24 protein-coding genes are annotated in these 26,018 nt (G+C 63.7%); 7 read left to right on the forward strand and 17 right to left on the reverse strand.

The genetic code is table 11. The features are described 5' to 3' along the window. Positions 1–41: 41 nt before the first annotated feature. Positions 42–584: a helix-turn-helix domain-containing protein gene (locus AB4037_RS12880; protein ID WP_441771779.1), complete on the reverse strand. Its 543-nt coding sequence runs from the start codon at positions 582–584 to the stop codon at positions 42–44. Further along, on the reverse strand, positions 581–1,195 hold the full coding sequence (gene tetR, locus AB4037_RS12885) for a tetracycline resistance transcriptional repressor TetR (RefSeq protein WP_441771780.1): 615 nt from the start codon (positions 1,193–1,195) through the stop codon (positions 581–583). Before tetR ends, AB4037_RS12880 begins: the two co-directional genes overlap by 4 nt. 193 nt (positions 1,196–1,388) lie before the next feature. Here tetR and tet point away from each other — a divergent pair, with 193 nt between their 5' ends. After that, entirely contained in the window at positions 1,389–2,570 is a 1,182-nt protein-coding gene (gene tet, locus AB4037_RS12890; RefSeq protein WP_441771781.1) for a Tet(A)/Tet(B)/Tet(C) family tetracycline efflux MFS transporter, read from the forward strand. Between the two features lie 7 nt (positions 2,571–2,577). Here tet and AB4037_RS12895 read toward each other — a convergent pair whose 3' ends face one another. The 9 genes from AB4037_RS12895 to AB4037_RS12935 all read right to left on the reverse strand — a co-directional run bounded on the left by AB4037_RS12895 (position 2,578) and on the right by AB4037_RS12935 (position 12,654). Next, the gene (locus AB4037_RS12895; RefSeq protein WP_441771782.1) at positions 2,578–4,167 is read right to left on the reverse strand and encodes an N-acyl-D-amino-acid deacylase family protein; all 1,590 of its coding nucleotides are present in this window, start codon (positions 4,165–4,167) and stop codon (positions 2,578–2,580) included. Between the two features lie 295 nt (positions 4,168–4,462). Next, a complete protein-coding gene (locus AB4037_RS12900; RefSeq protein WP_441771783.1) occupies positions 4,463–5,473 on the reverse strand; it encodes a succinylglutamate desuccinylase/aspartoacylase family protein in 1,011 nt (336 codons plus the stop codon). A 20-nt stretch (positions 5,474–5,493) separates the two neighbouring features. After that, positions 5,494–5,838: a RidA family protein gene (locus tag AB4037_RS12905; RefSeq protein WP_441771784.1), complete on the reverse strand. Its 345-nt coding sequence runs from the start codon at positions 5,836–5,838 to the stop codon at positions 5,494–5,496. Positions 5,839–5,887: 49 nt separating this feature from the next. After that, complete coding sequence (locus tag AB4037_RS12910) at positions 5,888–7,192, reverse strand: alanine racemase (RefSeq protein WP_441771785.1); 1,305 nt, start codon at positions 7,190–7,192, stop codon at positions 5,888–5,890. Positions 7,193–7,194: 2 nt separating this feature from the next. After that, positions 7,195–8,139 carry an amidohydrolase family protein gene (locus AB4037_RS12915; protein WP_441771786.1) on the reverse strand — a complete coding sequence of 315 codons (945 nt, stop codon included), beginning with the start codon at positions 8,137–8,139 and terminating at the stop codon, positions 7,195–7,197. Then, positions 8,136–9,089: an ABC transporter permease gene (locus tag AB4037_RS12920; RefSeq protein WP_441771787.1), complete on the reverse strand. Its 954-nt coding sequence runs from the start codon at positions 9,087–9,089 to the stop codon at positions 8,136–8,138. The genes AB4037_RS12915 and AB4037_RS12920 overlap by 4 nt, the downstream gene beginning before the upstream one ends. After that, a complete protein-coding gene (locus AB4037_RS12925) occupies positions 9,086–10,048 on the reverse strand; it encodes an ABC transporter permease (RefSeq protein WP_441771788.1) in 963 nt (320 codons plus the stop codon). Before AB4037_RS12925 ends, AB4037_RS12920 begins: the two co-directional genes overlap by 4 nt. Then, complete coding sequence (locus AB4037_RS12930) at positions 10,045–11,553, reverse strand: sugar ABC transporter ATP-binding protein (protein WP_441771789.1); 1,509 nt, start codon at positions 11,551–11,553, stop codon at positions 10,045–10,047. Before AB4037_RS12930 ends, AB4037_RS12925 begins: the two co-directional genes overlap by 4 nt. Before the next feature lie 30 nt (positions 11,554–11,583). Then, entirely contained in the window at positions 11,584–12,654 is a 1,071-nt protein-coding gene (locus tag AB4037_RS12935) for an ABC transporter substrate-binding protein (RefSeq protein ID WP_441771790.1), read from the reverse strand. A gap of 283 nt (positions 12,655–12,937) precedes the next feature. Here AB4037_RS12935 and AB4037_RS12940 point away from each other — a divergent pair, with 283 nt between their 5' ends. Next, positions 12,938–13,726: an IclR family transcriptional regulator gene (locus AB4037_RS12940; RefSeq protein ID WP_441771791.1), complete on the forward strand. Its 789-nt coding sequence runs from the start codon at positions 12,938–12,940 to the stop codon at positions 13,724–13,726. A gap of 7 nt (positions 13,727–13,733) precedes the next feature. On the opposite strand, the gene AB4037_RS12945 is transcribed toward AB4037_RS12940, so the two are convergent. From AB4037_RS12945 to AB4037_RS12955, 3 genes are read right to left on the reverse strand one after another with little or no spacing between them, the layout of a single operon-like run. Next, positions 13,734–14,606 carry a LysR family transcriptional regulator gene (locus AB4037_RS12945; protein ID WP_434956534.1) on the reverse strand — a complete coding sequence of 291 codons (873 nt, stop codon included), beginning with the start codon at positions 14,604–14,606 and terminating at the stop codon, positions 13,734–13,736. Positions 14,607–14,635: 29 nt separating this feature from the next. Further along, positions 14,636–15,151 carry an AmiS/UreI family transporter gene (locus AB4037_RS12950; RefSeq protein ID WP_441771792.1) on the reverse strand — a complete coding sequence of 172 codons (516 nt, stop codon included), beginning with the start codon at positions 15,149–15,151 and terminating at the stop codon, positions 14,636–14,638. 15 nt (positions 15,152–15,166) lie between these two features. Then, positions 15,167–16,183, reverse strand: a complete 1,017-nt coding sequence (locus AB4037_RS12955; protein WP_434956536.1) for an alpha/beta fold hydrolase — start codon at positions 16,181–16,183, stop codon at positions 15,167–15,169. A 270-nt stretch (positions 16,184–16,453) separates the two neighbouring features. On the opposite strand from AB4037_RS12955, the gene AB4037_RS12960 reads away from it, so the two are divergent. After that, positions 16,454–17,224: a helix-turn-helix domain-containing protein gene (locus AB4037_RS12960; protein ID WP_434956537.1), complete on the forward strand. Its 771-nt coding sequence runs from the start codon at positions 16,454–16,456 to the stop codon at positions 17,222–17,224. On the opposite strand, the gene cydC is transcribed toward AB4037_RS12960, so the two are convergent. Together cydC and cydD are read right to left on the reverse strand one after the other, a co-directional pair. Continuing rightward, the gene (cydC, locus tag AB4037_RS12965) at positions 17,210–18,880 is read right to left on the reverse strand and encodes a thiol reductant ABC exporter subunit CydC (protein WP_441771793.1); all 1,671 of its coding nucleotides are present in this window, start codon (positions 18,878–18,880) and stop codon (positions 17,210–17,212) included. The genes AB4037_RS12960 and cydC overlap by 15 nt on opposite strands. Further along, positions 18,877–20,655, reverse strand: coding sequence for a thiol reductant ABC exporter subunit CydD (gene cydD / locus AB4037_RS12970; RefSeq protein ID WP_441771794.1), 1,779 nt, complete (start codon positions 20,653–20,655; stop codon positions 18,877–18,879). Before cydD ends, cydC begins: the two co-directional genes overlap by 4 nt. A 266-nt stretch (positions 20,656–20,921) precedes the next feature. Between cydD and AB4037_RS12975 the strand changes: the two genes are divergently transcribed. The 3 genes from AB4037_RS12975 to cydX are packed head-to-tail and all read left to right on the forward strand — an operon-like array spanning position 20,922 to position 23,831. Beyond that, the gene (locus AB4037_RS12975; RefSeq protein WP_434956540.1) at positions 20,922–22,505 is read left to right on the forward strand and encodes a cytochrome ubiquinol oxidase subunit I; all 1,584 of its coding nucleotides are present in this window, start codon (positions 20,922–20,924) and stop codon (positions 22,503–22,505) included. Between the two features lie 21 nt (positions 22,506–22,526). Next, positions 22,527–23,675 carry a cytochrome d ubiquinol oxidase subunit II gene (gene cydB / locus AB4037_RS12980; protein WP_441771795.1) on the forward strand — a complete coding sequence of 383 codons (1,149 nt, stop codon included), beginning with the start codon at positions 22,527–22,529 and terminating at the stop codon, positions 23,673–23,675. A gap of 12 nt (positions 23,676–23,687) precedes the next feature. After that, positions 23,688–23,831: a cytochrome bd-I oxidase subunit CydX gene (cydX, locus tag AB4037_RS12985; RefSeq protein ID WP_441771796.1), complete on the forward strand. Its 144-nt coding sequence runs from the start codon at positions 23,688–23,690 to the stop codon at positions 23,829–23,831. Between the two features lie 20 nt (positions 23,832–23,851). Here cydX and AB4037_RS12990 read toward each other — a convergent pair whose 3' ends face one another. Continuing rightward, the gene (locus tag AB4037_RS12990; protein ID WP_441771797.1) at positions 23,852–25,357 is read right to left on the reverse strand and encodes an MFS transporter; all 1,506 of its coding nucleotides are present in this window, start codon (positions 25,355–25,357) and stop codon (positions 23,852–23,854) included. A gap of 108 nt (positions 25,358–25,465) precedes the next feature. On the opposite strand from AB4037_RS12990, the gene AB4037_RS12995 reads away from it, so the two are divergent. After that, on the forward strand, positions 25,466–26,014 hold the full coding sequence (locus AB4037_RS12995) for a TetR/AcrR family transcriptional regulator (RefSeq protein WP_434956544.1): 549 nt from the start codon (positions 25,466–25,468) through the stop codon (positions 26,012–26,014). Positions 26,015–26,018: the final 4 nt, after the last annotated feature.

Here is a 26,018-nt window from a genome sequence, read left to right on the forward strand (position 1 = left end):
GCAGGCGGTGCCGGCGACGCATAAAATATGCATGAGTATGATCAGCCGACGGTGGTGACCAGCCGCCCGGCGCTGCCGTCGGCCAGCGTCACGCGCTCCCACAGCGCCCGGCTCGGCGCGATCGGCAAGACGGGATCGTAATTGGTGCCCGTCTCCAGCGTCAGCGAGACCAGAAAACCTTCGTGCCAACCGTGGGCAGCGAGCCTCTCCTCCGCCGCCAGGATTTCATCCGTGGCGTAGGGAAGCAGCGAGCTGCCGAGCAGTTCGGGCAGATCGGCGTGCCACTCGGCCTGCCGTGGCAGGGAAGCCGCCAGCAGACGATGGCTATGGTCGCAAATGAGGTGAACCTTGGCGTTCGAAGACGTCACCAGACGCTTCAATGCGGCATCCTCGGCAGGTAGCGGTGATGCGGCAAGAAGATCCAGGACGGCCCGCCAGCGTTCCTCCCCGAGTGGCACGGTTCCTCTTTCCCAGCGGGAAATGCTGGCCTGGTCCACGCCGAGCAATTCACCAAGATGACTTTGCTTGATGCCCTTGAGCATCCGCAGCCGGCGCAAGGCGCGGCCCTGCTCAATCACATTCATCGCTGCAATCTCTCCCTCAGACCGGCAATGATGAAGCCCAGCCCCTGCTCGAACGCCACGTCGGGGCCATCCCGGTCGAAAGTCTCCATGGCCTCCGCCAGCAAGGGTGATGTCGGGGCGGGGTGAGGTATGTCACCGCGCTCGGCCTTGTCCGCTTGCGCCGATTGCTGCTCCATGACCGAGCCGACCACGAAATAGCTGATGGTCATCAGTGCGTAGGTGGTGTCGGCCGTGGTGAACCCGGCCTCGGTCATGCAACGCAATTGCGCCTCGGCATTCGCGGTCTCCGCACCGTTGGGCCTGGTCCCGGCATGGATGCGCGCACCGTCACGGTAGGAAAGCAGGGCTCTCCTGAAACTGCGGGCATTACCGGTGATGAAAGAACACCAATCTTCACCGGGCTTCGGCACCGCATGCGTATGCCGTTCGGCAAGCATGGCATGGGCCAGGGCATCGAGCAGAGCCCGCTTGTTCTTGAAATGCCAATAGAGCGCCGGCTGCTGCACGCCGAGATGGTCGGCCAGCTTGCGGGTGGTCAGGCCGTCGACACCGACCTCGTTCAAGAGATCAAGGCCAGCCCGGATGACCTTCTCGCGCTGCAGTTTCGCCATGACACCCTTCCCACGCATCGCCTCCAGGAGGCGTCGGCTCTCGGCACGGCGATGCAGCCGTGAAGAATTACCCCATCGGTCCCGATTCAGTAAGCCGTGTCTATCAGGATCAAGCTTGACTATTTATCGATGATAAGTTTTATGGCGTCACTTATCAACGATAAATTATCGATCAAACGAACCGTGTGCGCCGATGACAACCAAATTTGCTCTCCCTCTCATACTGGGTGTCGTAGCCCTCGATGCCATCGGCATCGGACTGGTCATGCCTGTCTTGCCGGAACTCTTGCGCAATCTCGTTCACACCGATGCGGTGGCCGGGCATTATGGCGTGCTGCTGGCGATCTATGCGCTGATGCAGTTCCTGTGCGCGCCGGCCCTCGGCGCCCTGTCGGACCGTTTTGGCCGTCGTCCCGTGCTGCTCGCTTCGCTGGCGGGCGCAACCATCGACTATGCCATCATGGCGACGGCGCCGGTCCTGTGGGTGCTCTATGTCGGGCGCGCCATTGCCGGCATCACCGGCGCGACGGCGGCCGTGGCCGGTGCGGCAATTGCCGACATCACACCGGAAGAACAGCGTGCGCGGCGTTTCGGTCTGATGAGTGCATTCTTCGGCCTCGGCCTGGTCGGCGGCCCCGCTCTTGGCGGCTTGCTGGGGGGCCTTTCTCCGCACGCCCCTTTTCTGATGGCTGCCGTCCTGAATGGCCTGAATGGCCTGCTCGCCGTCTTGCTCCTGCCGGAAACCCATCGGGGCGAGCGCCGGCCGCTCTCACGCACCGCTTTCAATCCCATCGCCTCCTTCCACTGGGTTCGCGGCCTGCCGGCGGTGATGGCACTGATGGCGGTGTTCTTCGTCATGCAACTGGTCGGCCAGGTGCCTGGGTCGATTTGGGTCCTGTTCGGCGAAAACCGTTTTCATTGGGATACCGGCACCGTCGGGCTTTCCCTCGCCGCCTTCGGCATCCTCCACGCCATCGCCCAGGGTGTTGTGACCGGTCCCTTGACGCTGCGGCTCGGGGAAGACCGGGCCGTCATCCTCGGCATGTCCGCCGACGCACTCGGTTATGTGCTGTTGGCCTTCGCCTCGCAAAGCTGGATGGCTTTCGCCATCATGGTCCCGCTGGCGGCGGGAGGCATCGGAGCTCCCGCCCTGCAGGCGATGTTGTCGCGAGAGGTCGGCGAAGGCCAGCAAGGCCAGTTGCAGGGATCGCTTTCCGCCCTCACCAGCCTGACTTCCATCATCGGCCCGCTGTTCTTTACCGCGATCTACACCGCTTCCCTGACCGGTTGGAATGGCTGGGTCTGGCTAGCGGGCGCCCTGCTCTATCTCTTGTGTCCGCCATTCCTGAAACGATCCGTTCAGAACAACGCTTGATCCCGGATTAGAGCACCCTGCCCGGCCGTTCGCCGGTCTGGCGCCCCTCGGCCACCACGGTTCCGCCATTCACCCAGACATGGGAGATGCCGGTCGGCAATTGGGTCGAGTTCTCGAAGGTCGCCCGATCGGTGATGGCGTCCTCGAACAGCACGAGGTCGGCGGCAAGCCCCGGGCGGACCAGGCCGCGATCCGAGAGCTGGAAGCGCTGCGCGGCCACCGAGGTCATGCGGCGCACGGCATCTTCCAGGCTGAACCAGTTCTTCTCTCGCCGGAGCGGCCCGGCAATGCGCGGGAAGGTGCCGAAGGCACGCGGATGCGGCTTGGAACCCGGCCGCGGCAGGCCGTCGGAGCCCGCCATATAAAGCCGGTTGCAGCAGGCCGCGTGCAGATCGTCTTCGTCGAGCTGGAATAGGATGATGCCGGTCTGGCCGTCGTCCTCCTCGATGAAGCGCAACATCAGGTCGAAAGGCTGGACGCCGAGCTGGGCTGCCGCCTTCTTCATGTCGAGACCTTCCAGATGCTTGAGTTCGGCGCTGCCGACGGCCGACAGACGGACATTGCCCCAGCCGATCAGTGACACCTTGCTCTGGCCATGGAAGGCCGGGCCGCCATGTTCGACCCAGTCTCGCAAGGTCGCAAGCATTTCGGGATCGCGCAGACGGGCCTTGAGGCCGTCGAGCCCGCCATCCATGGCGGCGGGTGGCAGCAATTGCAGCAGCCAGGTGCTGCCGGCCGGATAGGGATACATGTCGAAGCTGATGTCGATGCCTTCGCAGCGCATACCTTCGAGCAATTCGATCGCCGCCGGGATCTGGCCCCAGTTCGGCCGCCCGGCCGATTGCAGATGCGAGAGCAGGCCCGCCGAGCCGGAATGCCTGAGAATGCCGCCGAATTCCTGGATGGCATCCATCAGGCCGGCTTCGTAGGAGCGAACATGGGCCGCCAGCACCTTACCGCGGCTGCGCACGGTGTTCCCCAGCGCGAAGAGTTCGTCCTCTTCGGCAAAAGCGCTCGGCGGATAGACGAGACCGAGCGAGAGCCCCGCGGCTCCCTGGTCGAGCTGGGTGGCGAGCAGCGCACACATGGCCTCGATCTCGGCCGCATTGGCCGGGCGACGGTCATGTCCCATCACGGCGAGACGCAGCGCCGCGTGGCCGACGAGCGACACCAGATTGAGCGCGATGCCCTCCCCGGTCAGCGCCTGGCGATAGCCGTCCAGATCCGCAAAGATCTCGCTGTCCAGGGTCTCGCCGAGCAGACCGGAGAAATGCAGCCGCAGATACTCGCGCGAAGCCGGCACGGCCGGATAGAGCGAGAAGGAACAATTGCCGACCACGATGCTGGTGACGCCCTGCAATGCCTTTTCCGGTCGGTTCCGTTCCCGCAGGAAGATGAGATCGTCATGGCAATGGGCGTCGATGAAGCCCGGTGCGAGATAGCGTTCCGCGGCATCGACGACGGTGGCATCCTTGTCGGCCTTGAGGTCCTGGCCGATGCGGGCGATGGTGCCGCCCGAAACCAGCACGTCCCCCCGATACCAGGGTGCTCCCGTGCCGTCGATGATGCGCGCGCCCCGGATGAGTGTATCGGCCATGACGCCTGATCCTTTCTGGCGCAAAGTCGCTTTCCAAGGAAACGCGTCTCTGCTCCGCAATGAAATTCACATGAGAGGAAAACAATTGGATTTGTCATAGCCGGGCTTGACCCGGCTATCCAGAAGCCACGTGCGAACCGGGCAAAGGAGCTGGATTGCCGGGTCGAGCCCGGCAATGACAAAGGTTGTTGCAGCTCGAATAAAGCTCAGCTGAACGGCATTGCTCCTTGCTTCGACCCATTGCCTCGACGTGTCTTTACGCCTCTTGGCGATTCCGCCAAATCGCAAAAATAGCTCAATCCTCGATCGGCTCGGCTACCTGGATGAGACAGTCCCCGGCCTGGCTGTCGCAATGCAGCCGATGCGAGATCACGATACCGCCCTCGGTGAAGCACAGGGCTTCCTCGGGCTGCTCCAGACGTTCAAGATCATGATACCAGCCGGCAAGGTCGCCGGCCGCAACCCGGGCCCCGAGTTCGACGGCCGGTTCGAACCAGCCCCGGCGCGTGGCATAGATGCCCTGGCTGTGGCGCGCGAGCGAGAGCAGCTGCAGAGCAGGCTTCGCCGTGACATCGCCGCCCAGCAAGGGGCGGTCGACGATGCCGAGCGCCAGCATCAGATTGTCGATCGACCGTGCCGTAAAGGCCATGCTGGCCGGCGTCACCGCTCCCCCGCCGCCGAATTCGCCGCTAAGGCCGATGATACCCGCCCGCATGGCGGCACCCATGGATGTCGGCGAGCGCGAGCCATTGTCGGCGATGAAGGCATGGCTGGGCGCCATCGCCCTGAGCAGGGCCTTGGCGCGGGTGGAGCGTTCCTCGTCCGGCTGGCGCTCGATCAGGGCACAATGAAGATGCGCCATGGAAGTGCCGCCGGAATGAATGTCGAGCAACACCTCGTGTCGGGGGAACAGTTCGTGTTCGAGGAAATGCGCCAATCGGGCGGTCGGCGTTCCCACAGGATCGCCGGGAAACGCACGGTTGAGATTGCCGCCGTCGAAGGGCGAGCAGCGCCTGGCCGCCATCACGGCCGGAAGATTGGCCGCCGGCAGGACGGTGACGCTGCCGCGGAGCGCCGCCGGATCGAGGCGGCGCATCAGGCGCGCCAGCTGCAATTCGCCCTCATATTCGTCGCCATGATTGCCGGCCATCAGCATGAGGCTCGGCCCCGGCCCGTTCCGCACCCGCAGGATCGGTATCCTGATCTGGTAATAGGGCGAGCGATCGACGGAATAGGGAATGCTCAGATAGCCGCTCTGGCGGCCATCGGCGTCGAAATCGAGGGTATGGACGAGGCCGCTATGCATGGCAGGCTGCTTTCGTGTTTCTACAAGGCCGCGATGGCCGTCATCTCGACGCGCAGATCCGGATCGGCGAGCCGGGCCTCGACGCAGGCGCGCGCCGGCGGATTGGCCGGGTCGATCCAGGCATCATAGACGCCGTTCATGGCGTCGAAATCCACGATGGCAGGCAGGAAGACATTGACGGCGAGAAGGCGCGAGCGGTCCGTGCCGGCTTCCTTGAGTAGCGCATCGATCTTGGAAAGCACGTCCAGAGTCTGGGCCTCGATACCGGCCTTGCGATCATCGGCGACCTGGCCGGCGACATGGATGAGCCCGCCATAACTGACTGCCTGGCTCATACGCGAACTCTTCTGGTAACGCATGATCATTGTCTAATACTCCATTGTAAAATATTGAAAATTTTAAACTTAAGAAGCTTCATCCGAAGGAGGTGGCGAAAGCGTCGATCACCGTGTTGTCGCCATCGAGCCCATAGACCAGGGCATGCCGGTCGAGGCAGGTGCAGGGGTGCGACAGGCCGAATTCGACGACATCGCCGATCCGAAGGTCGCAACCGCCGGTGACGAGGAAGGCGTGCTGGTCGTTGAGCCGGGCAATCGAGGCCGAAGCATCGAGTTCGCCGATGCGACGTCCCTCGCGATAGAGAGCGAGCGGGCGCGGCAGCCCCTGATCGATGGCGACATCGCGCAAGCCCATGCCGCAGATCGCCAGATCGGGTTCGGGGCGTGACAGCACCTCGGCCCAGATACGAAGAACCGGCTTGAAGCCTCTGGAAGCGCTGACAGTTTCGCCCGAGAGCTCGAAACCGGAACGGGCATCCAGAGCCGCGAGACCGCGCTCATAGACGCCATGGTCGTGAAAGAAGATCGCGCCGCTGCGCAGGACCAGGGTCGTGGCGGCATCCAGGGCGCTAATCGGCCGAAGGCCCGCGATGACCCGGTCGAAGAACACCGAACCGCCAGCCGTCAGGATCAGCGGCCGTTCTGTTCCGATACGGTCCCGAACGAGGTGGTGCGTCTCGACCGCCAGGGCCATCAATTCGTCGATGCGGCGGATGCTCTCTTCCGGATCGGCGGTGGCGGCGGCGCCCTCATAGGCACCGATGCCGCTCAGGCTGATGCCGGTACCCTCGCCGGCCAGGATCGTGTCGAGAATGATCCGTGCGGCCTCGATCGTCCGAGCCCCGGCCCGCCCGGCTCCGACCTCCAGCAACAGCCCGAGGGGTGGCAGGTCGCTCCGCACCTGCCAGATCGACAGCAGGCTGGCAGCCAGTTCCGGCGAGTCGACGAAAACATGCACCTCCGCTTCCCGATGCCCGGCGAGCAAGGCGGCAAGCCTTCTGGCGGCGGCGGCGGCACCGATCTCATTGGCTAGGATCAGCCGATCGAACCCGGCCTTGAGCAGGACGGAGGCCTGGCGGATATCGGCGACCGTCGTGCCCCAGGCCCCGGCATCAATCAGCGCCTTGGCGAGAGCCGTCGACATCGGCGTCTTGGCATGCGGCGCGATGGCCACGCCATGGTCGCGGACATAGCGCATCATCAACGCGACATTGCCGTCGAAGGCCGTCCGGTCGAGCGACATCAACGGGAGCGACATGATGCCGTCATAGGGTTTCCAGCCCTGCCTGCCGATGTCGGCAAACGGCAGAGCGGCGTGACCAGGGGGAAAACCGCGCATGCGGTCATCAATGGCATCGAGGGAAAGATGAAGGTCGGACATGATCAGGTTCCGCAGGTGGCGGCTTTATCGAGACCGAGCCGATAGGCCCGGTTGGCGGTGGCAAAGAACAGATCCCGCTGCTCGCTCGCGCTGAGTTCGGCGGCCACGATGCGGAAGGCGTCATAGACTTCTGCGAAGCGCGCATGCAGCCCGGCAACCGGAAAATCGCTGGCGAACATCGCGCGCCGCGGCCCGAAACAGGCGATGCAATGCTCGATCACTGGCCTCAGGCTGTCGAGGCTCCAGTGATTGTCATAGGCGACGAGGTCGGAGATCTTGATGAGGAGGTTGTCGGCCCGCCCCAGCGCCTCTAGGCCCTGTCGCCACAGCGCCATGCCCTCCGGACTTCGGTCGGCCGGGCTGCCGCAATGGTTGAGCACGAACAGCGTGTCCGGGAAATCCGCGACGAGGCGGAGGGCTTCCACCATCTGCCAGGGGAACAGCATGAGGTCGAAGACGAAGCCGAGCCGTGTCGCCGCCCGCAAGCCATTGCGCCATTGCGGATCGCCCATCAGGTCCCTCGAGCGCGCGAAGCTCTTTGYTGGCTCCGGGTGCCAGCTGACGATATCCCGGATGCCGACGACGAGACGGTTTGCCGCTTCCGCCTCGATCAGCGCCGCGGCATCGGGACGGTCGAGCGGCACGCGGGCGACGATGCGCCGCGCCACGCCCGACGTTCTGTCGAGGCTTTGGAGCCAGCGGCTTTCCTCCAAAGGATGTTCGGAAGACCAGCCCGCTTCGACATGCACGGTGGCGACGATGTTCTGGCCAACGGCATCAGCAAGATAGTCGGCGACACCATAATTGCGCCGGATCGGCGCCAGGCTGCCGAACACCATTTCCCTCTCCTTGCCCTCGGGTGGGCGCAGCCAGGGGTGGCGTCCTAGCGAAAGGTCCCAGAGATGATGATGCGGGTCGATGATCGGCCCGCCATAGACAGCGGTCATCGGCGCGCCTCACGCCCCGAGATCAGTAGCAGGGCCAGGATGAGCGAGCCGAACATGATCGAGCGCCAGCCCGGCGAGGCGTTGACCACCGTGATCAGGGCCGTGGTGGTCACCAGCAAAATGGCCCCCGGAATAGTGCCGGCATAGCTGCCCTTGCCGCCGAGAATGGAGGTGCCGCCAAGCACCACCGCAGCGATCGACATCAGGAGATAGGGATCGCCGATGCCGACATAGCCCTGGCGGTTCATGCCGAGGATGAGCGTGCCGGCAAGGCCCGCAAAGAAGCCGGACAGGGCGTAGAGCAGCAGCGTATTGCGGGTGACGCTCACGCCCGACAGCCGTGCCGCCACTGGGTTGGCGCCCAGTGCCAGGAAGCGCACGCCCATCGGCATGCGATGCAGCAGGACAAGTACCGCAAGGGAGACAACGGCCCACAGGATGATGCCGGCGGGAACGCCGAGCGGCCGCGCCGAACCCAGCCAGATCACGGCCTTGTTGGTCACGGACACAGCGCTGCCGCCGGCGACGATCACCAGCAGGCCCTGCAGGAAGGTCGCCATCGCCAGGGTCATGATGATCGGTGGTACGCGCAGGAAGGCGGCGCCGGCGCCGTTCAGCAAGCCGATCGAGGTGGCGATCGCCAGGGCCCCGACGATGCCGACCAACCCCGAGGCGTCCCAGCCCGGCGAAATCAGCGGAATCATGATCGCGGTGACGGTGATTACGGCTCCGACCGAAAGATCGATACCGCCCATAATGATCACCAGCGTCTGCCCCGCTGCCACGATGCCGATCACGGCGGCCAATTCCAGGAGGTAGCGCAGATGACCATAGGCGCCGAAGCCACGGAGGCTGAGGCTGGCGACAAGCCAGACCAGCGCCACCAGGATCAGAGTGAGCAGCGCCGGGCTCCTGAAAATCCCCTTCACGGTGGCGGACAGGCTGCTCATTGCTTCCTCCAGCGCGCGGAGAGTTCGGGAATGGCCACGGCCCCGACGATGATCAGGCCCTGGGCGACATATTGAGCGACCGGCGGGAAACCGAGGAAGAACATCACATTGATCATCACCGAGAGCAGCAGGCTGCCGCAGATCGCGCCGCGCATGGTGCCCTTGCCGCCCAGGAAGCCAACGCCGCCCAATACTGCCCCGGCGATCGAGTTCAGCGTGAAGGGGTTGCCAATGACGGGATCGCCCGATCCGGTCTGCGCCGCCACGAAGAGGCCGGCGAGGACGGCGAGCAGGCCGGAGATGGCAAAGGCTATCACCTTCACTTTTTCCACCGGCACGCCCGAGCGGTAGGCACCGACCGGATTGTCGCCGGCCGCATAGATGCCGAGCCCGGTCGGCGTGGCCAGGAACAGTTTCCAGGCAACCAGCACGGTCAGCAGCAGGGTGAAGGCCGTCGGCCCGTCACCCGCCAGGAACTCGGAGAACCAGGGCGGCACGAAGCCACCGGGTCGCGGCAAAATCAGCAAGGCGACGCCGGTGATGATGAAGGAACCGGCCAGCGTGACGATGATGGCCGGCAGGCGCAGATAGGCGACGATCACGCCGATCAGGCTGCCAATCGCCAGTCCGGCCAGGGCTACCAGCAGGATGCCGCCGATCGAGCCGGCCGGGCCGCCCATCGTCGTTGCGGCGATCACGGCGCCCAGGCTCACCATCGGCCCCACCGCCAAGGTGATGCCGCCATTGAGCATCAGCAGGGCCTGCGCCATGGTGACCAGAGCGAGTGGAAACCAGTTCTGGGTGAATTTCGAAAAGCCGCCGAGGCTCAATATGCCGGGAAAGAGCCAGGCATAGAGCAGCAGAAAAACGGCAACGACCACATAGAGGCCGCCGAGGCCGCGATTGTGACGGCGCTGTACCGCCAGATAGAGGCTGGCCGAGGAGATAGTGCCGCTCATGCTGCTACCTCCCGGCTGGAGATACCCATGGCGGAGCCGACGATGGCTTCCTCGGAAATGGAGTCCCGTTCGAGCGTGGACACGGCCCGGCCCTCGCTGAACACCACGACCCTGTCGCACAGATGCACGAGTTCGGGCGTATCCGAGCTCAGCAGGATCACCAGCTTGCCATCGGCGGCAAAGCCCTGGAGCATCAGATAGATCTCTCTCTTGGTTTCGATGTCGACGCCGCGCGTCGGGTCGTTGAGCAGCAGGACCGGTGGATCAAGCGGCAGCCACTTGGCCAGCGCCACCTTCTGCTGATTGCCCCCGGACAAAGCCTGCACCGGCCGTGTCGTATCGCCCTTGATGGTGAGGCGCCGGGCAAGCTCGGCGACCATCGAGCGTTCGCGGCCGCTATCCCGCAGCCCGTGCCGCGCCTGGAGATCGAGGGAAGGCAGCAACAGGTTGGAAGCGATGGAATGGGGCAGGATCAGCCCCTCCTTCTTGCGATCAGCCGGCACATAGGCGAGGCCAGCCGCATTGGCGGCGCCCACCGTGGAGAACAGGCCTGACTTGCCGCATAGCCTGGCGCTCTGCGCCGAGGCGGGAATGGCGCCGTAGAGCCCGAGCAGGAAATCCTCCTGCCCCTGCCCCACCAGGCCTCCGATGCCGACGATCTCGCCGGAGCGGGCGATGAAGTCGACGTCGCGCACCATGCCGGCAGAAAAGCCCTGGAGATGGATGCGTTCCTCGCCGATGGTCCGCGGCGTCCAGGCCGGAAACAAGTCGCCGGCATCGCGCCCCACCATCAGGCGTACCAGCCCCTCGGCGTCGACGCCGGCGAGCGGCTGGTCGGCCGTCACCACGCCGTCCTTCAGCACCGTGACATGCGAGCACAGCGCCCGCACCTCGTTGAGGCGATGCGAGATGTAGAGAAGCGCCAGCCCCTCATCGCACAGCCTGCCGATCAACCCCGCCAGGACACCGGCCTCATGGCCCGACAGCGAGGAGGTCGGCTCGTCCAAGATCAATACGCGAGGACGGCGAAAGAGCGCCTTGGCGATCTCTACCATCTGCCTTCGACCGAGTGCGAGGTCGCCGACCAGTACGTCAGGCTCTTCCGTCAGGCCGACAAGGGCGCAGACCTCCTCGACGCGGCGCTGGAGTTCTCGATAATCCACCAGACCGAAACGGCGGGGATAGGCACCCAGGCCGATATTCTCGGCGATGGAAAGCTCGGGCGTGAGGCTGAGCTCCTGCTGGACCACGGCAATGCCGGCCTTGCGGGCGAGATCCGGATTGAAACGCGTGACGGGCTTGCCGTCGAGCACGATCTCGCCACCATCCGGCGCCAAGGCGCCGGACAGCAGGTTGATCAGCGTCGACTTGCCGGCCCCGTTCTCGCCCAGCAGGGCGTGCACCCGGCCCGGGCGCAACGCGATGCTGACGCCCTTCAGCACCGGGTTGCCGAAAAAGCCCTTCAGGACCTGATGGGCTTCCAGCAAGGGTGGACGATCGGTCATGAGACAAACTCTCTATGCAAACCCTGACGCTTACTGCGCCAGCAGCTTGTCGAAGAGCGCCTTGTCATAGTCAGAGTAGATGTAGCCATCCGCCGGGAACTTGTCGGCACGGGCCAGATAGGAGTCTATATTGCTGTCGTCGATCACCGGCAGCGGCACCTTGACCTTGGTCGGGATGGTCTTGCCCTGTAATGCCTGGACCGCCGCATAGACGGAGAAGGCACCGAGCCAATTGGGCTGCATGGTACCCCAGCCCTTCAGCTTCTTCTCCTTCCACAGCTCCAGGAACTGACGGGCGTTCTCACCCGTGGTCGGCACCTGGTCGCGTCCCTGTCGGTCGAAGGCCAGCACCGAACCGGCCGACAGGGCGCCGCCGAGCGACAGCACGCCGTCGATCTGGGGATTGGCGAAAAGCAGACTGGTCATCGCTTCCTGGGCGGGAGCGACATTGTATTCGGTGTTGGTCTCGGTGATGATCTCCAGGCCCTTATTGGCGTCGAGCACCGGCTGGGCACCCTTGCGGCGATCATCGCTGACCGAGACGCCGGCCGGGCCGTTCATGATGATGATCTTGCCCTTGCCACCAAGCTGCTTGACCATCCACTCGGCGGCCTGCTTGCCCCATTCGAGCGAATCCGTATTGATCTTGGCCGTGAGATTGTTGGTGTCGACCAGGCTGTCGAAATTCATCACGGCGATGCCTTTGGCGCAGGCGTCGGAGATGACGCGGTCGAGCGCCGTGGACGAGCCGGCCTCGACGATGATGGCATCGAGATTGGCGTCGATCATCGACTGGATCTGCTGGATCTGGGTCTGCGCGTTGCCCTGCGCGTCGGTGATCATCAGGTCCTTGACAAGCCCTTCCTTCTTGAGGCCGTCGACTTCGCTGACGATGGTGCCCTCCGTCTGCTTCATCCAGGTCGGCACGGAATAGATGTTGGCCCAGCCGATACGATAAGGCGCCTTGCGGTCGCCCTTCACGCAGTTCGAAGCGGCCTGAGCCGCGCCTGCCGTGGCCGCGAAGGCGAACACGGCGAGACCGACACCCGCCATCAAGGCGCGCCGATCGGTGAGCTTCCTCAGCAATGAAGTCTTGATCATGTCGTTCCCCTCTTGTGAGCCAGCGGGCCTTGTTTGCAGCCTTGGCTCTTGCGTGATGTACAATATACTGTACATATGGTCACAATATCGGACATCTCGAACTATAGGCGGTTTTTCGGGGCTGACAAGCGGGCGGAGAAATTTTTGAAGGCATCACCCGCCCAATTCGAAATATCATTGCGGAAAGGATCGGTTTGCGGCTTGCGTTGATGCGTGCCGTAACGTTCATCAGTGAAACAACAGCAGGGGGGCACCCCGCTCGAGCGGGTCAGGTAGGACAGGAATGGATTCAATCAGCGACGAAGGTATTGCCAGGCGCACGCGTGGCCTCGACCGTGCCTTCGAGATCCTCGATTTCCTGCGCATGAAGCGCGAGCCGACCAAGCCAAACGAGATCGCCTCTCGTATCGGGGCTCCGCGCTCATCCGTCTATGAACTGGTCAATCTGCTGCTGCGCAATGGCATTCTCGAATATGCCGATGGCGAGGGGCGGGTCTATCTCGGCCGCAAGCTCTATTTCCTCGGCGCGGCTTATGAGGACCATTTCGATTTCATGCGCGAATGCGACAAGGTCCTTGCCCAGATTGCCGCGGAGACGCGCGAGACCGCCCAATTCTGCATGCTGGACGGCAACAAATATACTGTCGTGCGCATGAAGGAGGGGGTGAGGCCGTTTCGGATTTCCTCGGATGTCGGGCGTGCGGTGCCCATCCCCTGGACGGCCTCCGGGCGCCTCCTGCTATCGCATCTGAGCGACGAGGAGATCCTGGCTTTCATTCCCGCCGGTGATTTCCGCCTGCCCAACGGCAATATGCTGGATCCCGACCACTTCATCGCCGAAGTCCGCCAGGCCGCCGCAGCAGGCGAGTTCACCTTCAACAGCATCGTCGACAGCTTCACCCACTGTTTCGCCGTGCCGGTCTTCGACGGCCAGGATCGCTGCACCGCCACGCTCTGCCTGGTGACGCCACGCGAGGACGGCATCCGCAACCGCCAGCATTATCTCGACTGCCTGAAGATGGCGGCGCTTTCGCTTCATGGCAAGGCCGTCGGTCCGCGCGAGGCGGCATAGCCTCTTCCTATTTGCCGCCCGTCAGGCTGAGATGGTTGAGCAGATAGCGATGAAGCGTTTCCACAGCCGGCGAGCTCTGCTCAGTGGCCGAGCGGTAAAGCAGCAGGTCGACGCTCGGCAAGGCTGGAAAGCCCGCCTGCATGGGCGGCTGGCGCAGCCCCGGCACCAGGGCGCTCTCGATCAGCACAGTGACGGCGATACCCGACAGCACGGCCGTCTGCAGCCCGCTGATGCTGTCACTGACGCAGGCGATGCGCCAGCTCCGCCCGGCCCTGTCGAGCGCCTCGATGGCGTAGTCGCGATAGATATTGCCGGGCGGCAGCAGAGCCATCGGCACGGGATCTTCCAGATGGGCCGATGAGGTTGCTCCCGTCAGCCAGACCAGTTGCTCGCGCCCGACCACCTGGCCGCCGGTGAAGCCATCCATCCGCGTCACCAGGGCGATGTCGACGCTGCCCTCGCGCACACGCGCTACAAGCGGTCTCGACAGGGCGCAGCGCAGTTCAATGCGAATATGCGGATAGTCCCGGCGAAAGGCGCTGAGGATCGGCGGCAAGAGGAAAGTGGCGTAGAGATCGGGCACACCGAAAACCACCTTCTCTTCGGCTGTCTTCGGAGTAAAGCGCGCCAGGCACTCATCGTGGCTGCTCAGAATCTGACGGGCATGGGAAAGGAACACCGTGCCGGTCTCGCTCAGTTCCAGCGCCCGCCTGGTGTCATCGAACAGGGGGCGTCCGATGATTTGTTCCAATTTTTGGATCTGCTGGGTCACGGCCGACTGCGTACGTCCCATCCGACGGGAAGCCTCGGTAAGGCTTCCCGTCTCGACCGTCAGGACGAAGGCGCGCAACGAGCGAATATCGAGATAGGTCGACGACATGGCTTCCTCTGCCCGGCCAGGCAAGATGACTATGCCAGATGACCTCCGAGCAAGAGATAGCCGGGGAGAAGGCCGGTGACCACACTGTTGAACAAAGCCATCCAGCCTGTCGGGCGGCCAATCCGCATGCCCTTTACCAGCAAAAGGAAGAACATCGCATAGAGGGTGGCCCAAAGTAGCCAGCACAGCGCAAACCAATGGTCCCAGATAGTGGCCGCCGCCCGGAAGCTCTCGATGGTGATCGGCAGGAGAATGGCGACCACGGAAAGGCAATACCAGCCCAGTCCGCGTCCGTCATTCCCGTTGAGTTGGTTGAAGCCGACCCAGAGGAAGGTGATGCCGAACAGGAGAATCAGCGCGGCCGATTTGACCGCCCCGAGTGTGAGCGTACCTCCCATCACCAGGTCGAGGCTGACGAGGGCCAGCACGGCCCCTGAAAAGAAGTTCGGCAAGGCGACTTCCCTGTCCCCGATCCGGCCGAGCAGCCATAGACCATTCTGGAACAGCACCATGCCGACATAGAGCAGAACCAAGCCGACCAGCATGAAAGCCTCCCGCGCTCAACTGGCCAGCAGTTCTTTGAGCAGATTGTCGAGCGTCTTCACATCGGCGGGACTGGTGCCCGGCCCCCCGGCAAAGTGGCCCCAGATGCTGTCGATCTGACGCAATTCGGCGTTGGGCATGTGCTTGACCTCATGGATATTGTCTTCCGGCGGGAAATAGAGGTCCGTTGACGCAGGCACGACGAAGGCCTTGGCTTTGATGGCGCCCAGTGCCTTTTCGAAATCGCCGTGGAAAAGCTCGTTCTTGCTGATATCGCCATGCTGCCAGCACCACAGCATGGTCAGAAGGTTATTGGCATCGCGGGGCAGGAAGATGCCTTCCCAGAAGCCGACAAGGAAATCCTCCAGACTGGCATAGCCCATGACTTCGAGGTCGAGCTTTTCCCGATAAAAGGCCTGGCTGAAGCCCCAACCGGCATAGACCCGGGCCATGGCTCGCAGTCCCCGCGTGGGGGATGTGTCGTACCAACCTTCCTTGAAGGCTGCGTCGGCGGTGAGCGCTGCCTTCACGCCTTCAAGGAAGACGAAATTATGCCGCGAGCAGCGTGCCGCGCCCTGGAAGGGCAGAATGCGCTGCACCATATCGGGATAGAGAGCCGCCCAGTGATAGGTCTGCCCCGCGCCCATGGACCAGCCCGTCACCAATGGCAGCGTTTCGATGCCGAACTTCTCCGTCACGAGCCTGTGCTGCAGGCGCACGTTGTCATAGGGCGTCACCTTGGGAAAGCGCGCCTTGTTCCACGGTTCGGGCGTGTTACTCGGTGAACTCGACAGGCCGTTGCCGAGCATGTTGGGCACGATGATGAAGTAGCGGTTGGGGTCGAGGGCCATGCCCTCCCCAATCAGCCACTCGTTTTCATAGTGTTGGCCGGAATACCAGGTCGGGTAGACGATGGCATTGTCCCGCTTGGCATTGAGATTGCCATAGGTTTTGTAGGCCAACTTCGTCGCGCGCAACGTAGATCCAGACTGCAATACGACGTCACCAAGATCAAAAATGCTGTAATCTGCCATATCCCCTCCCGAATTTTCTCTTTCCGAGAACCGAATTCATCGATTTCGGATAGAACTAATTAAGGGCTGCATCATCTATGTTGGCAAATTAGAAGTACTTATCTCCTGTATTAGAATTGCATTCTCAACCCACTCGCGAAGCTGCTCGCCCTTTGCTGCCCACGTCGCCTCGCCGTCGCCAGACGGTCCGACTGGACGAAATGTCCAGTCGCGGGCTCTGCCCCCACCTGCTACCCCATAGACTTCGTCGCAACGCGATTGGTTCTCATCATGGGCGCAGCAGCCGGATTCCGCTCTCCTCTCACGCTAGTCCGCAAGGCTTGCGGAGCCTGCAGCGACTGTGACGTTCGGCACCAGGCTCTTTGCGCGGCCATGGCCGATGAGGATCTTCATCGTCTCGAAAGCATTGTCAGCCCGATGGCGCTCCAGCCCAACCAGACGCTGCTGCGCCAGGGCGATCCCCGCCGCAAGGTCTACAGCCTGACATCCGGCATGCTCAGGCTCTTCACCGATCTGCCCGATGGCCGGCGGCAAATCGCCGGGTTTCTGTTGCCGGGCGACTATCTCGGCCTGGTCGACGACGACGTCCATTCCCAATCGGCCGAAGCCGTCATCGCTTCCAATCTGTGCGCCTTCCCCATCCGCGAGATGGAGTTGCTGATGAGCGAGTTTCCGAGCCTCAGGGACAGGCTGCATCGCATGACCAGAGCGGCCTTGCGCCAGGCCCAAGACAATCAGCTCATGCTCGGCCGGTTGGCGCCGCTCGAAAAGCTGGCAAGCTTCCTGCTCACGCTCGATGCCCGGGCCAATGGCCAGCCCCATCATCGACATGTGTTGCAGCTGATGATGTCGCGGACCGATATCGCCGATTATCTTGGCCTGACCATTGAGACCGTCAGTCGCTGTTTCACCCGGCTGAAGACGCAGGGACTGATCCGCCTGCCCGAAGCCCATCTGGTGGAGATACTGCGCGAGGACCGGCTCACCGACATCGCCGGCATCAGCATTCCGCCCGAACATCGGCGTTCAGCCGCCTGTTAGTTCTGCCGGTATCAAGCGACCGTCGACGAGGGCAAGCATCTTGTCGACTGCTCCCGCTGGGATGTCGGCGTGGGTTGCGAGGATGACGCTGCGCCCCTTGGTAGCGGCTGCGAGATCGGCCAGGAAATCCACCTCCATGGCTCGATCGAGGCCAGTGGTCGGTTCATCGAAAACCAGAATTTCGGCTGGTGACAGCAGGACGCGGGCAAGACAGAGCCGCCGCACCTGCCCGACGGACAAAGTGCGTCCCGCTTCTCCGACAAAGGCATCGAGCCCCTCGGGGAGGCTCCGCACGAAATTCGCGATCCGTGCCGCGTCGAGCGCAGACCAGAGTTCGGCATCGCTCGCCTCGGCTCGGCCGATCAACAGATTGTCGCGCACCGAGCCGAGAAAGACAGGCGCATTCTGGTCCAATAGGGCGACCCGTGCATGGAGATCGGCCTGGCGCACGGTGCGGATATCGGTGCCGCCCACTGCAATCGAGCCGGCCTGGGGATCGTGCAGCCTGAGCAGCAGGGCAAGCAAGGTCGACTTGCCACTGCCGCTCTCGCCGATGATTGCCACGCGCTCGCCTGCCGAAATCGCAAGGCTGAGGTTGCGCAGCACCGGACGCGCCGGGTCGAAGCCGAAAGTCACCTGGTTCACGGCAAGGTCGCCATCCGGCAGCGCCACGGGGCGTTGGGGATCGCCGATTGCGGGAGCCATCTGCGCAATCGCACGCACCCTCTGGGCGGCCGTCAGGGCAGCACCGAATTTGGCGACACTGCGCACCAGCACGGCCGTTGCTTCGAAGCTCGCGAGTACCGCGAGCAGCAGGCCGACGAGCAGAGGGCCGCCGATCTCGTCCTGCCGCAAAGCCTGGACGCCGCACCAGAGCACGCCGATGAGGGCGAGTCCCGCCAGCGCCTGTACAGCCGCCCCGGCCAGCAGGCCGGCGCGTGCTGAGCGTCTGCGGGCCTGCGCGAGCCGCTTTGCTGCCTGGTCGAATTCCTGACCTGCCGCAGCGACCGCGCCGAAGGCAACCAGATCGGCGTGGCCATCGATGCGATCCAGCATGGCGATGCGCAAGGCGGCGGAGGCCTCCACCAGTTCCGCACCCAGCCGGCGCGAGAATAGGGGCAGCATGGCCGGAACGCCGACAAGCGCGAGGATCAGGACCGCAGCATAGATCGGAGCGGCGGCCGGCAGCAGAAAGAACAGCCCGGCCGTCATGCCGGTCCCGATCAACAAGGCCGTCAGGAAGGGGCCGAACGCCGTGAGGAAGACGGTGTCGAGCGTATCGACGTCGGCCGTGAGCCGGCTGACGAGGTCACCATGCCTGAGATCGCGTGACGGCAAGGGAACGCGCGGAAACAGGCGCGCGAACAACCAGCCTCTGAGAGCCGAGAGGAGGCGCAAGGTGGCGTCGTGTCCGACCAGCTTTTCGCCATAGCGCGAGAGGATCCGCACCAAGGACAGGCCCCGGATGAGCGAGGACGGACCGAACAGGTTGAAGCTCGCCGCCGCCGTGGTGAGAGCCGCCGCCGTCAGGAACCAGCCCGAGATCCAGAGCAGTGCGACACCGGCGGTCAAGGTCAGCACGCCCAACATCAGCGCCAGCCCCATGCGGCCGATATGCTGGCGGAACAGCGGCCAGAAGGACAGCAAGGCGATCATGCGGTCCACCTCGGTTGTTTGTGTGCCTTGCCGGCGGGAACGTGCGGCATCGGCAGCAGCTTGCCGCCGGCCAGCCGCCAGGCCTCATCCAGCCGGGCGGCTACGGCGAGCGAATGGGTCGCGACGATCATGGTTCGACCGGCGGCAAAATCGACCAAGGCATCGAGTACACGGGCCTGCGTGGCGGCATCCAGATGTGCCGTCGGCTCATCCAGGAGAATCAGGCCGGGTTCTCGCAAGAACAGGCGCGCCAGGGCGACCCGATGCCCTTCACCGCCCGACAGGCCGACGCCGCCTTCTCCGATCAGGGTATCGAGCCCATCGGGCAGCTTCGAGGCAAAATCCAGGACACATGCCCGTTCTGCCGCGCGCGCAATCTCCTCCGCCGAGGCGGAAGGCTTGCCCAGCCTGATATTCTCGGCGATCGAGCCATGAAACAGGCGCGCGCGCTGGCTGATGAAGGCGACGCCCGCCCGCAGGCTGGCTTCGTCGATCGCAGCAAGCTCAAGCCCTGCGACATGGATGCCGTCGCCCGGCCTCAGGCGGGCTATCGTTTCCAAAAGGCTCGACTTGCCGATCCCGCTTTCACCGAAAAGTGCGAGGTGCCGGCCCGCTGCGATCTCCAGCGAGATGTCGTCGAGCAGGACGCGATCGCTGTCGGGTACCCGGATGGTCAGGTGCTCGATACGGAGCGGCAATCCGCCGGACGAAGCCGGAAGACGCGCTGCGCGCTCCGAAGCGCTGCCTGCCTCCGGCAGTCCGGCGAAGCGTGCCTCGATCTCGGCAATCGCCGCCTTGGCTGAAGCCCTGTCGTGATAGTGGGCGGCAAGCAGGCGCAAGGGCTGATAGACTTCCGGAGCCATCAGCAAGCAGAACAGGCCTGCCTGCAATGTGAGGGCGGAGCCGCGCAGGTCCACGAGCCCGAGATAGGTCAGGCCCACATAGAGCGCCACGCCGGCAACGCCGAGGGCGGCGAAGAATTCCAGCACGGCGGAGGACAGGAAGGCGATGCGCAGCACGCGCAAGGTCCTGCGGCGCAGATCCTCGCTCGCTCGTTCGACATCGCGGGTCTCGAACTCGGCACGACCGAAGAGTTTCAGTGTGGTCATGCCGCGCAGGCGATCGGCGAAATGCCCGGCCAGCCGCACAAGCGCATTGGCCTGGGCCTTGGTCGCCGCCTCCGCCCCCCAGCCCACCAGCGCCATGAACAGCGGGATGAGTGGCGCCGTCAGCAGGAAGAGCAGACCGACCACCCAGTCGACCGGCAGCACCGCCGCGGCAAAAGCCAGCGGGAGCACGGCCGCCTGTATGCTCGCCGGCAGGAAGCGGGCAAAGAAGCCGTCGAGTGCTTCGACCTGGTCCACCACCGCCGCACTCAATGCACCGGAGGAGCGTGAGGCCGACCATTCGAGCGAACTGGCGGCCAGGCGCGAGGCCAGGCGCCCGCGTAACTCGAACTTGATGCGCTCGGCTGCGGCAATACCCGCCTGCTCGCCCAGCGCTGCCAGTACGAGCCTCGAGGCGATCAGGACAGCGATCCAGACGATCAGGCTGCCCAGGGTGGCGACGCTTTCTCCTCCCACCACGGCCCGATGCAGCACCGAAGCCAGCAGATAGGCCTGGACGACGAGGAGCCCCCCCGAGACGAGCGGCAGGATCGTTGCGATCGCCAGCCCCTGTCGGGCATTGCGGGCGAGAGCGACGAGAGCGGCGCCGTCTCGCCCGTTTGGCCTTCCTGCGATCTGGACGCCGACCTTCTCGCTTGCTTGCTCCACATCGACCTCATCTGCAATTTCTACGCAACACAAGCCCAGATAGTTCACCAATGGCGCCAGTATATCCACCGCTCTTCTTACGAAGCAAAGTGTTGTCTAATTTAGAATTTGTCTTGCAAAAGCAAAACCAACCGAAGCACAATCCCCGCATCTTTAGCCGCCGCGGGCTGCTGGGGCATTGATTTCGATCAATGCCCGCCACGGGTTGCCCGTTTAGGGAAACTTGAGACTGGTGCAATGCCAGTATTGGAGCAGGTTGGGCGTCTATGATCGATTTCACCATCGTTGACCTGTCGCGGCTGCAATTTGCGGCGACAGCCATGTATCACTTCATCTTCGTGCCCTTGACGCTTGGTCTTTCCGTCCTGATCGCCATCATGGAAAGCGTCTATGTGATGAGCGGCAACCCGGTCTGGCGTCGCATGACGCTATTCTGGGGTACGCTGTTCGGCATCAACTTCGCCATGGGTGTCGCCACCGGCATCGTGATGGAATTCCAGTTCGGCATGAACTGGAGCTATTACAGCCACTATGTCGGCGATGTCTTCGGGGCCCCCCTCGCGATTGAAGGATTGATGGCCTTCTTCATGGAGGCCACCTTCATCGGCCTGTTCTTCTTCGGCTGGGACCGCTTGTCGAAGGTGGCGCATCTGGCCGTGACCTGGCTGGTGGCACTGGGCGCGAATTTCTCTGCCCTGTGGATCCTGATCGCCAATGGCTGGATGCAGAACCCGGTCGGCTCGGCCTTCAATCCCGACACGATGCGCATGGAGATCACCGATTTCATCGCGGTCATCTTCAATCCGGTCGCCCAGGCCAAGTTCGTGCACACGGTCAGCGCCGGCTATGTCGCCGGTTCGATGTTCGTGATGGCGATCAGCGCCTTTTTCCTGTTGCGCGGACGCCATCGCGATCTTGCGCGGCGCTCCATGGTGGTGGCTGCGAGCTTCGGCCTTGCCTCGGCGCTATCCGTCGTCGTGCTGGGGGACGAGAGCGGCTATGTCGCCACCGAACACCAGAAGATGAAGATCGCCGCCATCGAGGCCATGTGGGAGACCGAGCCAGCGCCGGCCGGCCTCACGGTCTTCGCCCTTCCGGGCAAGGACGGCAATCGCTTCGAAGTCAAGGTTCCCTGGGTCTTGGGCCTGATCACAACCCGCAGCCTGAACAAGGAATTGCCAGGCATCCGGCCGCTTGTCGAGCATGCGGAAGTCCGTATCCGTAACGGCATCCAGGCCTCGGCCAGTCTCGACGCCATCCGCAAGGACCCGAACGACAAGGCCGCTCGCGAGGCTTTCGCCAGGCAATGGCCGGATCTTGGCTATGCGCTGCTGCTCAAGCGCTATCGCCCCGACATTCAGAATGCCACGCAGGAGGAGATCCAGCGTGCCGCCCAGGATACGGTACCCGGCGTGGCGCCGCTGTTCTGGAGCTTCCGCGTCATGGTGGCCCTGGGCTTCTACTTCATCGCCTTCTTCGGCCTCGCCTTCCTGATGAGTTGCCGCCACCGTCTTGGCGAGAACCGCGCTTTCCTGCGCGTGGCCCTGTGGAGCCTGCCATTGCCGTGGGTGGCGATCGAGGCCGGCTGGCTGGTCGCCGAATATGGCCGCCAGCCCTGGGCGATCGAGGGCGTGCTGCCGACCTTCTATGCCGCTTCCGGCCTCACCCTTACCGATCTCGTCATCAGCCTGGGCTTCTTCCTGGCGCTCTATACCAGCCTGCTCATCGTCATGATCCTCCTGATGGTGAAAACCATCCGGAAGGGACCATCCGAGCACAGCGTGCTCGATGAAGCACCGGCTGGCGCAGGCCCCCTGCCCGAGCCCGCCCTTGCGCGCGCGCCGCGCTGAGCCAGATCTGGATATGCACTCATGAACACGATACCCCTCGACTATGAAACCTTGCGCCTGATCTGGTGGGCCCTGCTCGGCGTACTCCTGATCGGCTTTGCCATCATGGATGGCTACGATCTCGGCATCGGCGCGCTGCTGCCCTTTGCCGCGCGTACCGATGAGGAACGCCGTATCCTCATCAACCTGATGGGGCCGACCTGGGAAGGCAACCAAGTCTGGCTGATCCTGGGCGGCGGCGCGATCTTCGCGGCCTGGCCAGCCCTCTATGCGACATCCTTCTCGGGATTCTACCTGGCGATGATCGCCATCCTGCTCGCTTTGATCCTGCGTCCCGTCGGCTTCAAGTTCCGCGGCAAGCTCCAGGATCAACGCTGGCGCAATCTGTGGGACGGGGCGCTTTTCCTCGGAGGCTTCGTGCCCGCCCTGATCTTCGGCGTCGCCGTCGGCAACGTGCTGCTGGGCGTACCGTTCGGCCTGGATGCCACCTTGCGGCCTTCCTATGCCGGCAACTTCTTCGGCCTGCTGCGCCCCTTCCCGCTGCTCGCCGGCCTGGTCAGCCTTGCCATGCTGGTAACCCATGGCGCAGCGGTGATTTCGGCCCGCACCCAGGGGCCGATGACGGAGCGCGCGCGTGGCTATGGCCGACTTGCCGCTCTGGCAACCCTGGTGTTGTTCGCCCTTGGCGGCGTGTGGATCGCCTATGGCATCGACGGCTATGTCGTCACCAGCCCGCAGGATCCGCTCGGGCCTTCCAATCCGCTCGGCAAGACCGTCGCTCTCGAAGTCGGCCGCTGGCTCGCCAATTTCCATACCCATGCCTGGATGTGGACGGCGCCGACCCTTGGCCTGCTCGGGCCACTGGTGGCCTTTGCTGGTCTCTCGGCCCGTTCGGGCAAGCTTGCGATTGCCGGCAGCAGCCTCGCCATCATCGGCATCATCGCCACCGCAGGCCTGGCGCTGTTTCCCTTCCTGCTGCCGAGTTCACTCGACCCCAAGGTCAGCCTGACTGTATGGGACGCTTCCTCCAGCCACATGACGCTCTTCGTCATGCTGCTGGTGACGGCTTTCTTCCTGCCGTTGATCCTGGCCTACACCACCTGGGTCTTCCGCGTGATGCGTGGCCCCGTCACCGCCGACTCGATTGGCCGCAACCCCAACGCCTACTGAAGGAGCCCGACCATGTGGTATTTTTCCTGGATCCTCGGCCTTGGCCTCGCCTGCTCCTTCGCCATCCTCAACGCGATGTGGTTCGAACTGCGCGAGCAGAAAGTGCCTGCCGCGAAGGTGGTGAACAAGCCGGATCGGGCGACGGCCGGCAACTGACGACAGCTCTTCCGTGATCGTCAACCGATCGGTTGACGATCACTCAGGCGGTCCTGGCGGCGCCCCATCAGGCCGACGACAAGCGCCGTCAGCAAGAAGAGCAGCGAGCAGACGGCGATCACACCGAGAAAGGCCTGCTCGAAAGCCGAGCGCGCCAACCGAACCAGCATGTCGGCCGAGGACGAGGGCAACCCTTCAGCCGCGAGCAGGGCCTCGTCCAGGCTGTCGCGCACCGTGCCGGCTACGGGCAGGTCGGGCGGCAGCACCAGCATCGCCGTGTAGATCGCCGACATGATGGTGCCCATCACAGCCACGCCGAGCGCCCCACCGAGCTCGTAGGAAACCTCCTCGATCGAGGCGGCCATGCCGGCCCGCTCCTCCGGCGCATTGACCATGATCGCACTGGAAGCAGCCGACATCGACGCTCCCACGCCGAACCCCATGGCGCTGAGGGCCGTCAACCAGAGAGCCGCCGTTCGGTCATGCGTCAGCAGGAAGAAGGCAAGACCTGTACCGGCAACCGCAAGCGACATCCAAAGCACGTGACGGGCGCCGAGCCGCGGCAAGGCAAGCCCGGCAAGTGGCCCGGCCACGATAGAGGCCAGAGGGATGGGCAATAGAAGCAGGCCAGCCTGCAAGGGGGACAAGTTCCGCACCAATTGCAGATGCTGGCTGAACACCAGTTCCACGCCGATCAGGGTTGCCGAGGAGACCGTGGCCACGATGACGCCCGCGGCGAATTCGGGGTTGCGGAACAAGCCGAAATCGATCAGCGGCGTCTCGCTCCGGCGCTGGCGCCGCCTGAACATGAGGAATGCCAGGGCGCCAATGAGCCCGGCGGCAAGGGCGGCCTCCCAACTCGGCGAACGCTTGCCCAATTCCTTGATGGCATAGGCCGTGGCAATCAGCCCGACCATGATCTGGAGCGAACCGACGAAGTCCCACGGATGGGTAGCCCGGCCCGGCCGATTTTCCAGCACCAGTCCGGCCGCCACCCAGGCGAGGATCACCACCGGAACGTTGATCAGGAAGACAGATCCCCACCAGAAGAATTCGAGCAGCAGACCGCCGAGCACCGGGCCGAAAGCCGCGCCGCTCGAAGCCACTGCCGCCCAGACGCCGATGGCGAAGGCCCTCTCCTTCTCGTCGGCGAAGGTGACACGGATGATGGCGAGGGTCGCGGGCATCATCATGGCGGCGCCGACGGCTAGCAAAGCGCGGGCAGCGATCAATATGACCGAGCTCGGCGCGAAGGCCGCCAGCAGAGAGGCCGCTCCGAAGCCGAGCAGGCCCGCCATGAACATCCGCTTGGAGCCGATGCGATCGCCCAGCGTGCCGCAGCCCGGCAGCAAGCCGGCGACGACGAGAGGATAGGCATTGAGGATCCAGAGTTTTTCAGAGGCCGTTGCGGCCAGATCATGGGTCAGGCGTGGCAGCGCCGTGTAAAGCACGGTCAGGTCGACGACGATGAGGAACAAGGCACTCGAAACGATTGCGAGAACCAGCCAGCGATTGTGATATGCCATTGGTCAAGTGTCAGTGTTGAAAGGAATCTTCCGCGCAAAGCGGACAGCTTGCCCACCGCACTCGCCGAATATAAATACATTCGTATTGAAACAAAAGAGAGAAGTGGTTTGGGCCGCCCCCGTAGCATTGATCGCAATCTGGTTCTTGATGCGGCAGAGGCCGTGGTGGCACGCATCGGACCTGCAGGGCTGAGCATCGACGCCGTCGCCAAGGAGGCCGGAATCACCAAAGGTGGGGTGCAATATTGCTTCGGCACCAAGGATGGCCTGCTGAAGGCCATGCTCGAGCGCTGGGCCGAGAGTTTCGACGCCGAGGTCGCCAGGATCGCGGCGAAACAGCCAGGCCCTCATGCCTTGGTACGGGCCTATGTCGAGGCCAATCGCCATGTCGACGACAAGGATGCCTCCCGTTCGGCCGCCATGCTGGCAACCCTGATCCAGAGCCCGGATCAACTGGCTGATACCCGCGCCTGGTACCGCCGCTATCTGACGGCGATCGACCCCTCTTCACCCGAGGGGCGCAAGGCTCGCCTGGCCTTTCTCGCCTCCGAAGGCATCTTCTTCCTGCACAGCTTTCAATTCGTGCAGATGACCGAAGCCGAATGGCAGGAGATTTTCGAAGACATACTGCGCCTGCTGCCGGACAAACCCGAATGATTCC

Source organism: Labrys sp. KB_33_2 (assembly GCF_052114505.1).
Classification (GTDB): domain Bacteria; phylum Pseudomonadota; class Alphaproteobacteria; order Rhizobiales; family Labraceae; genus Labrys.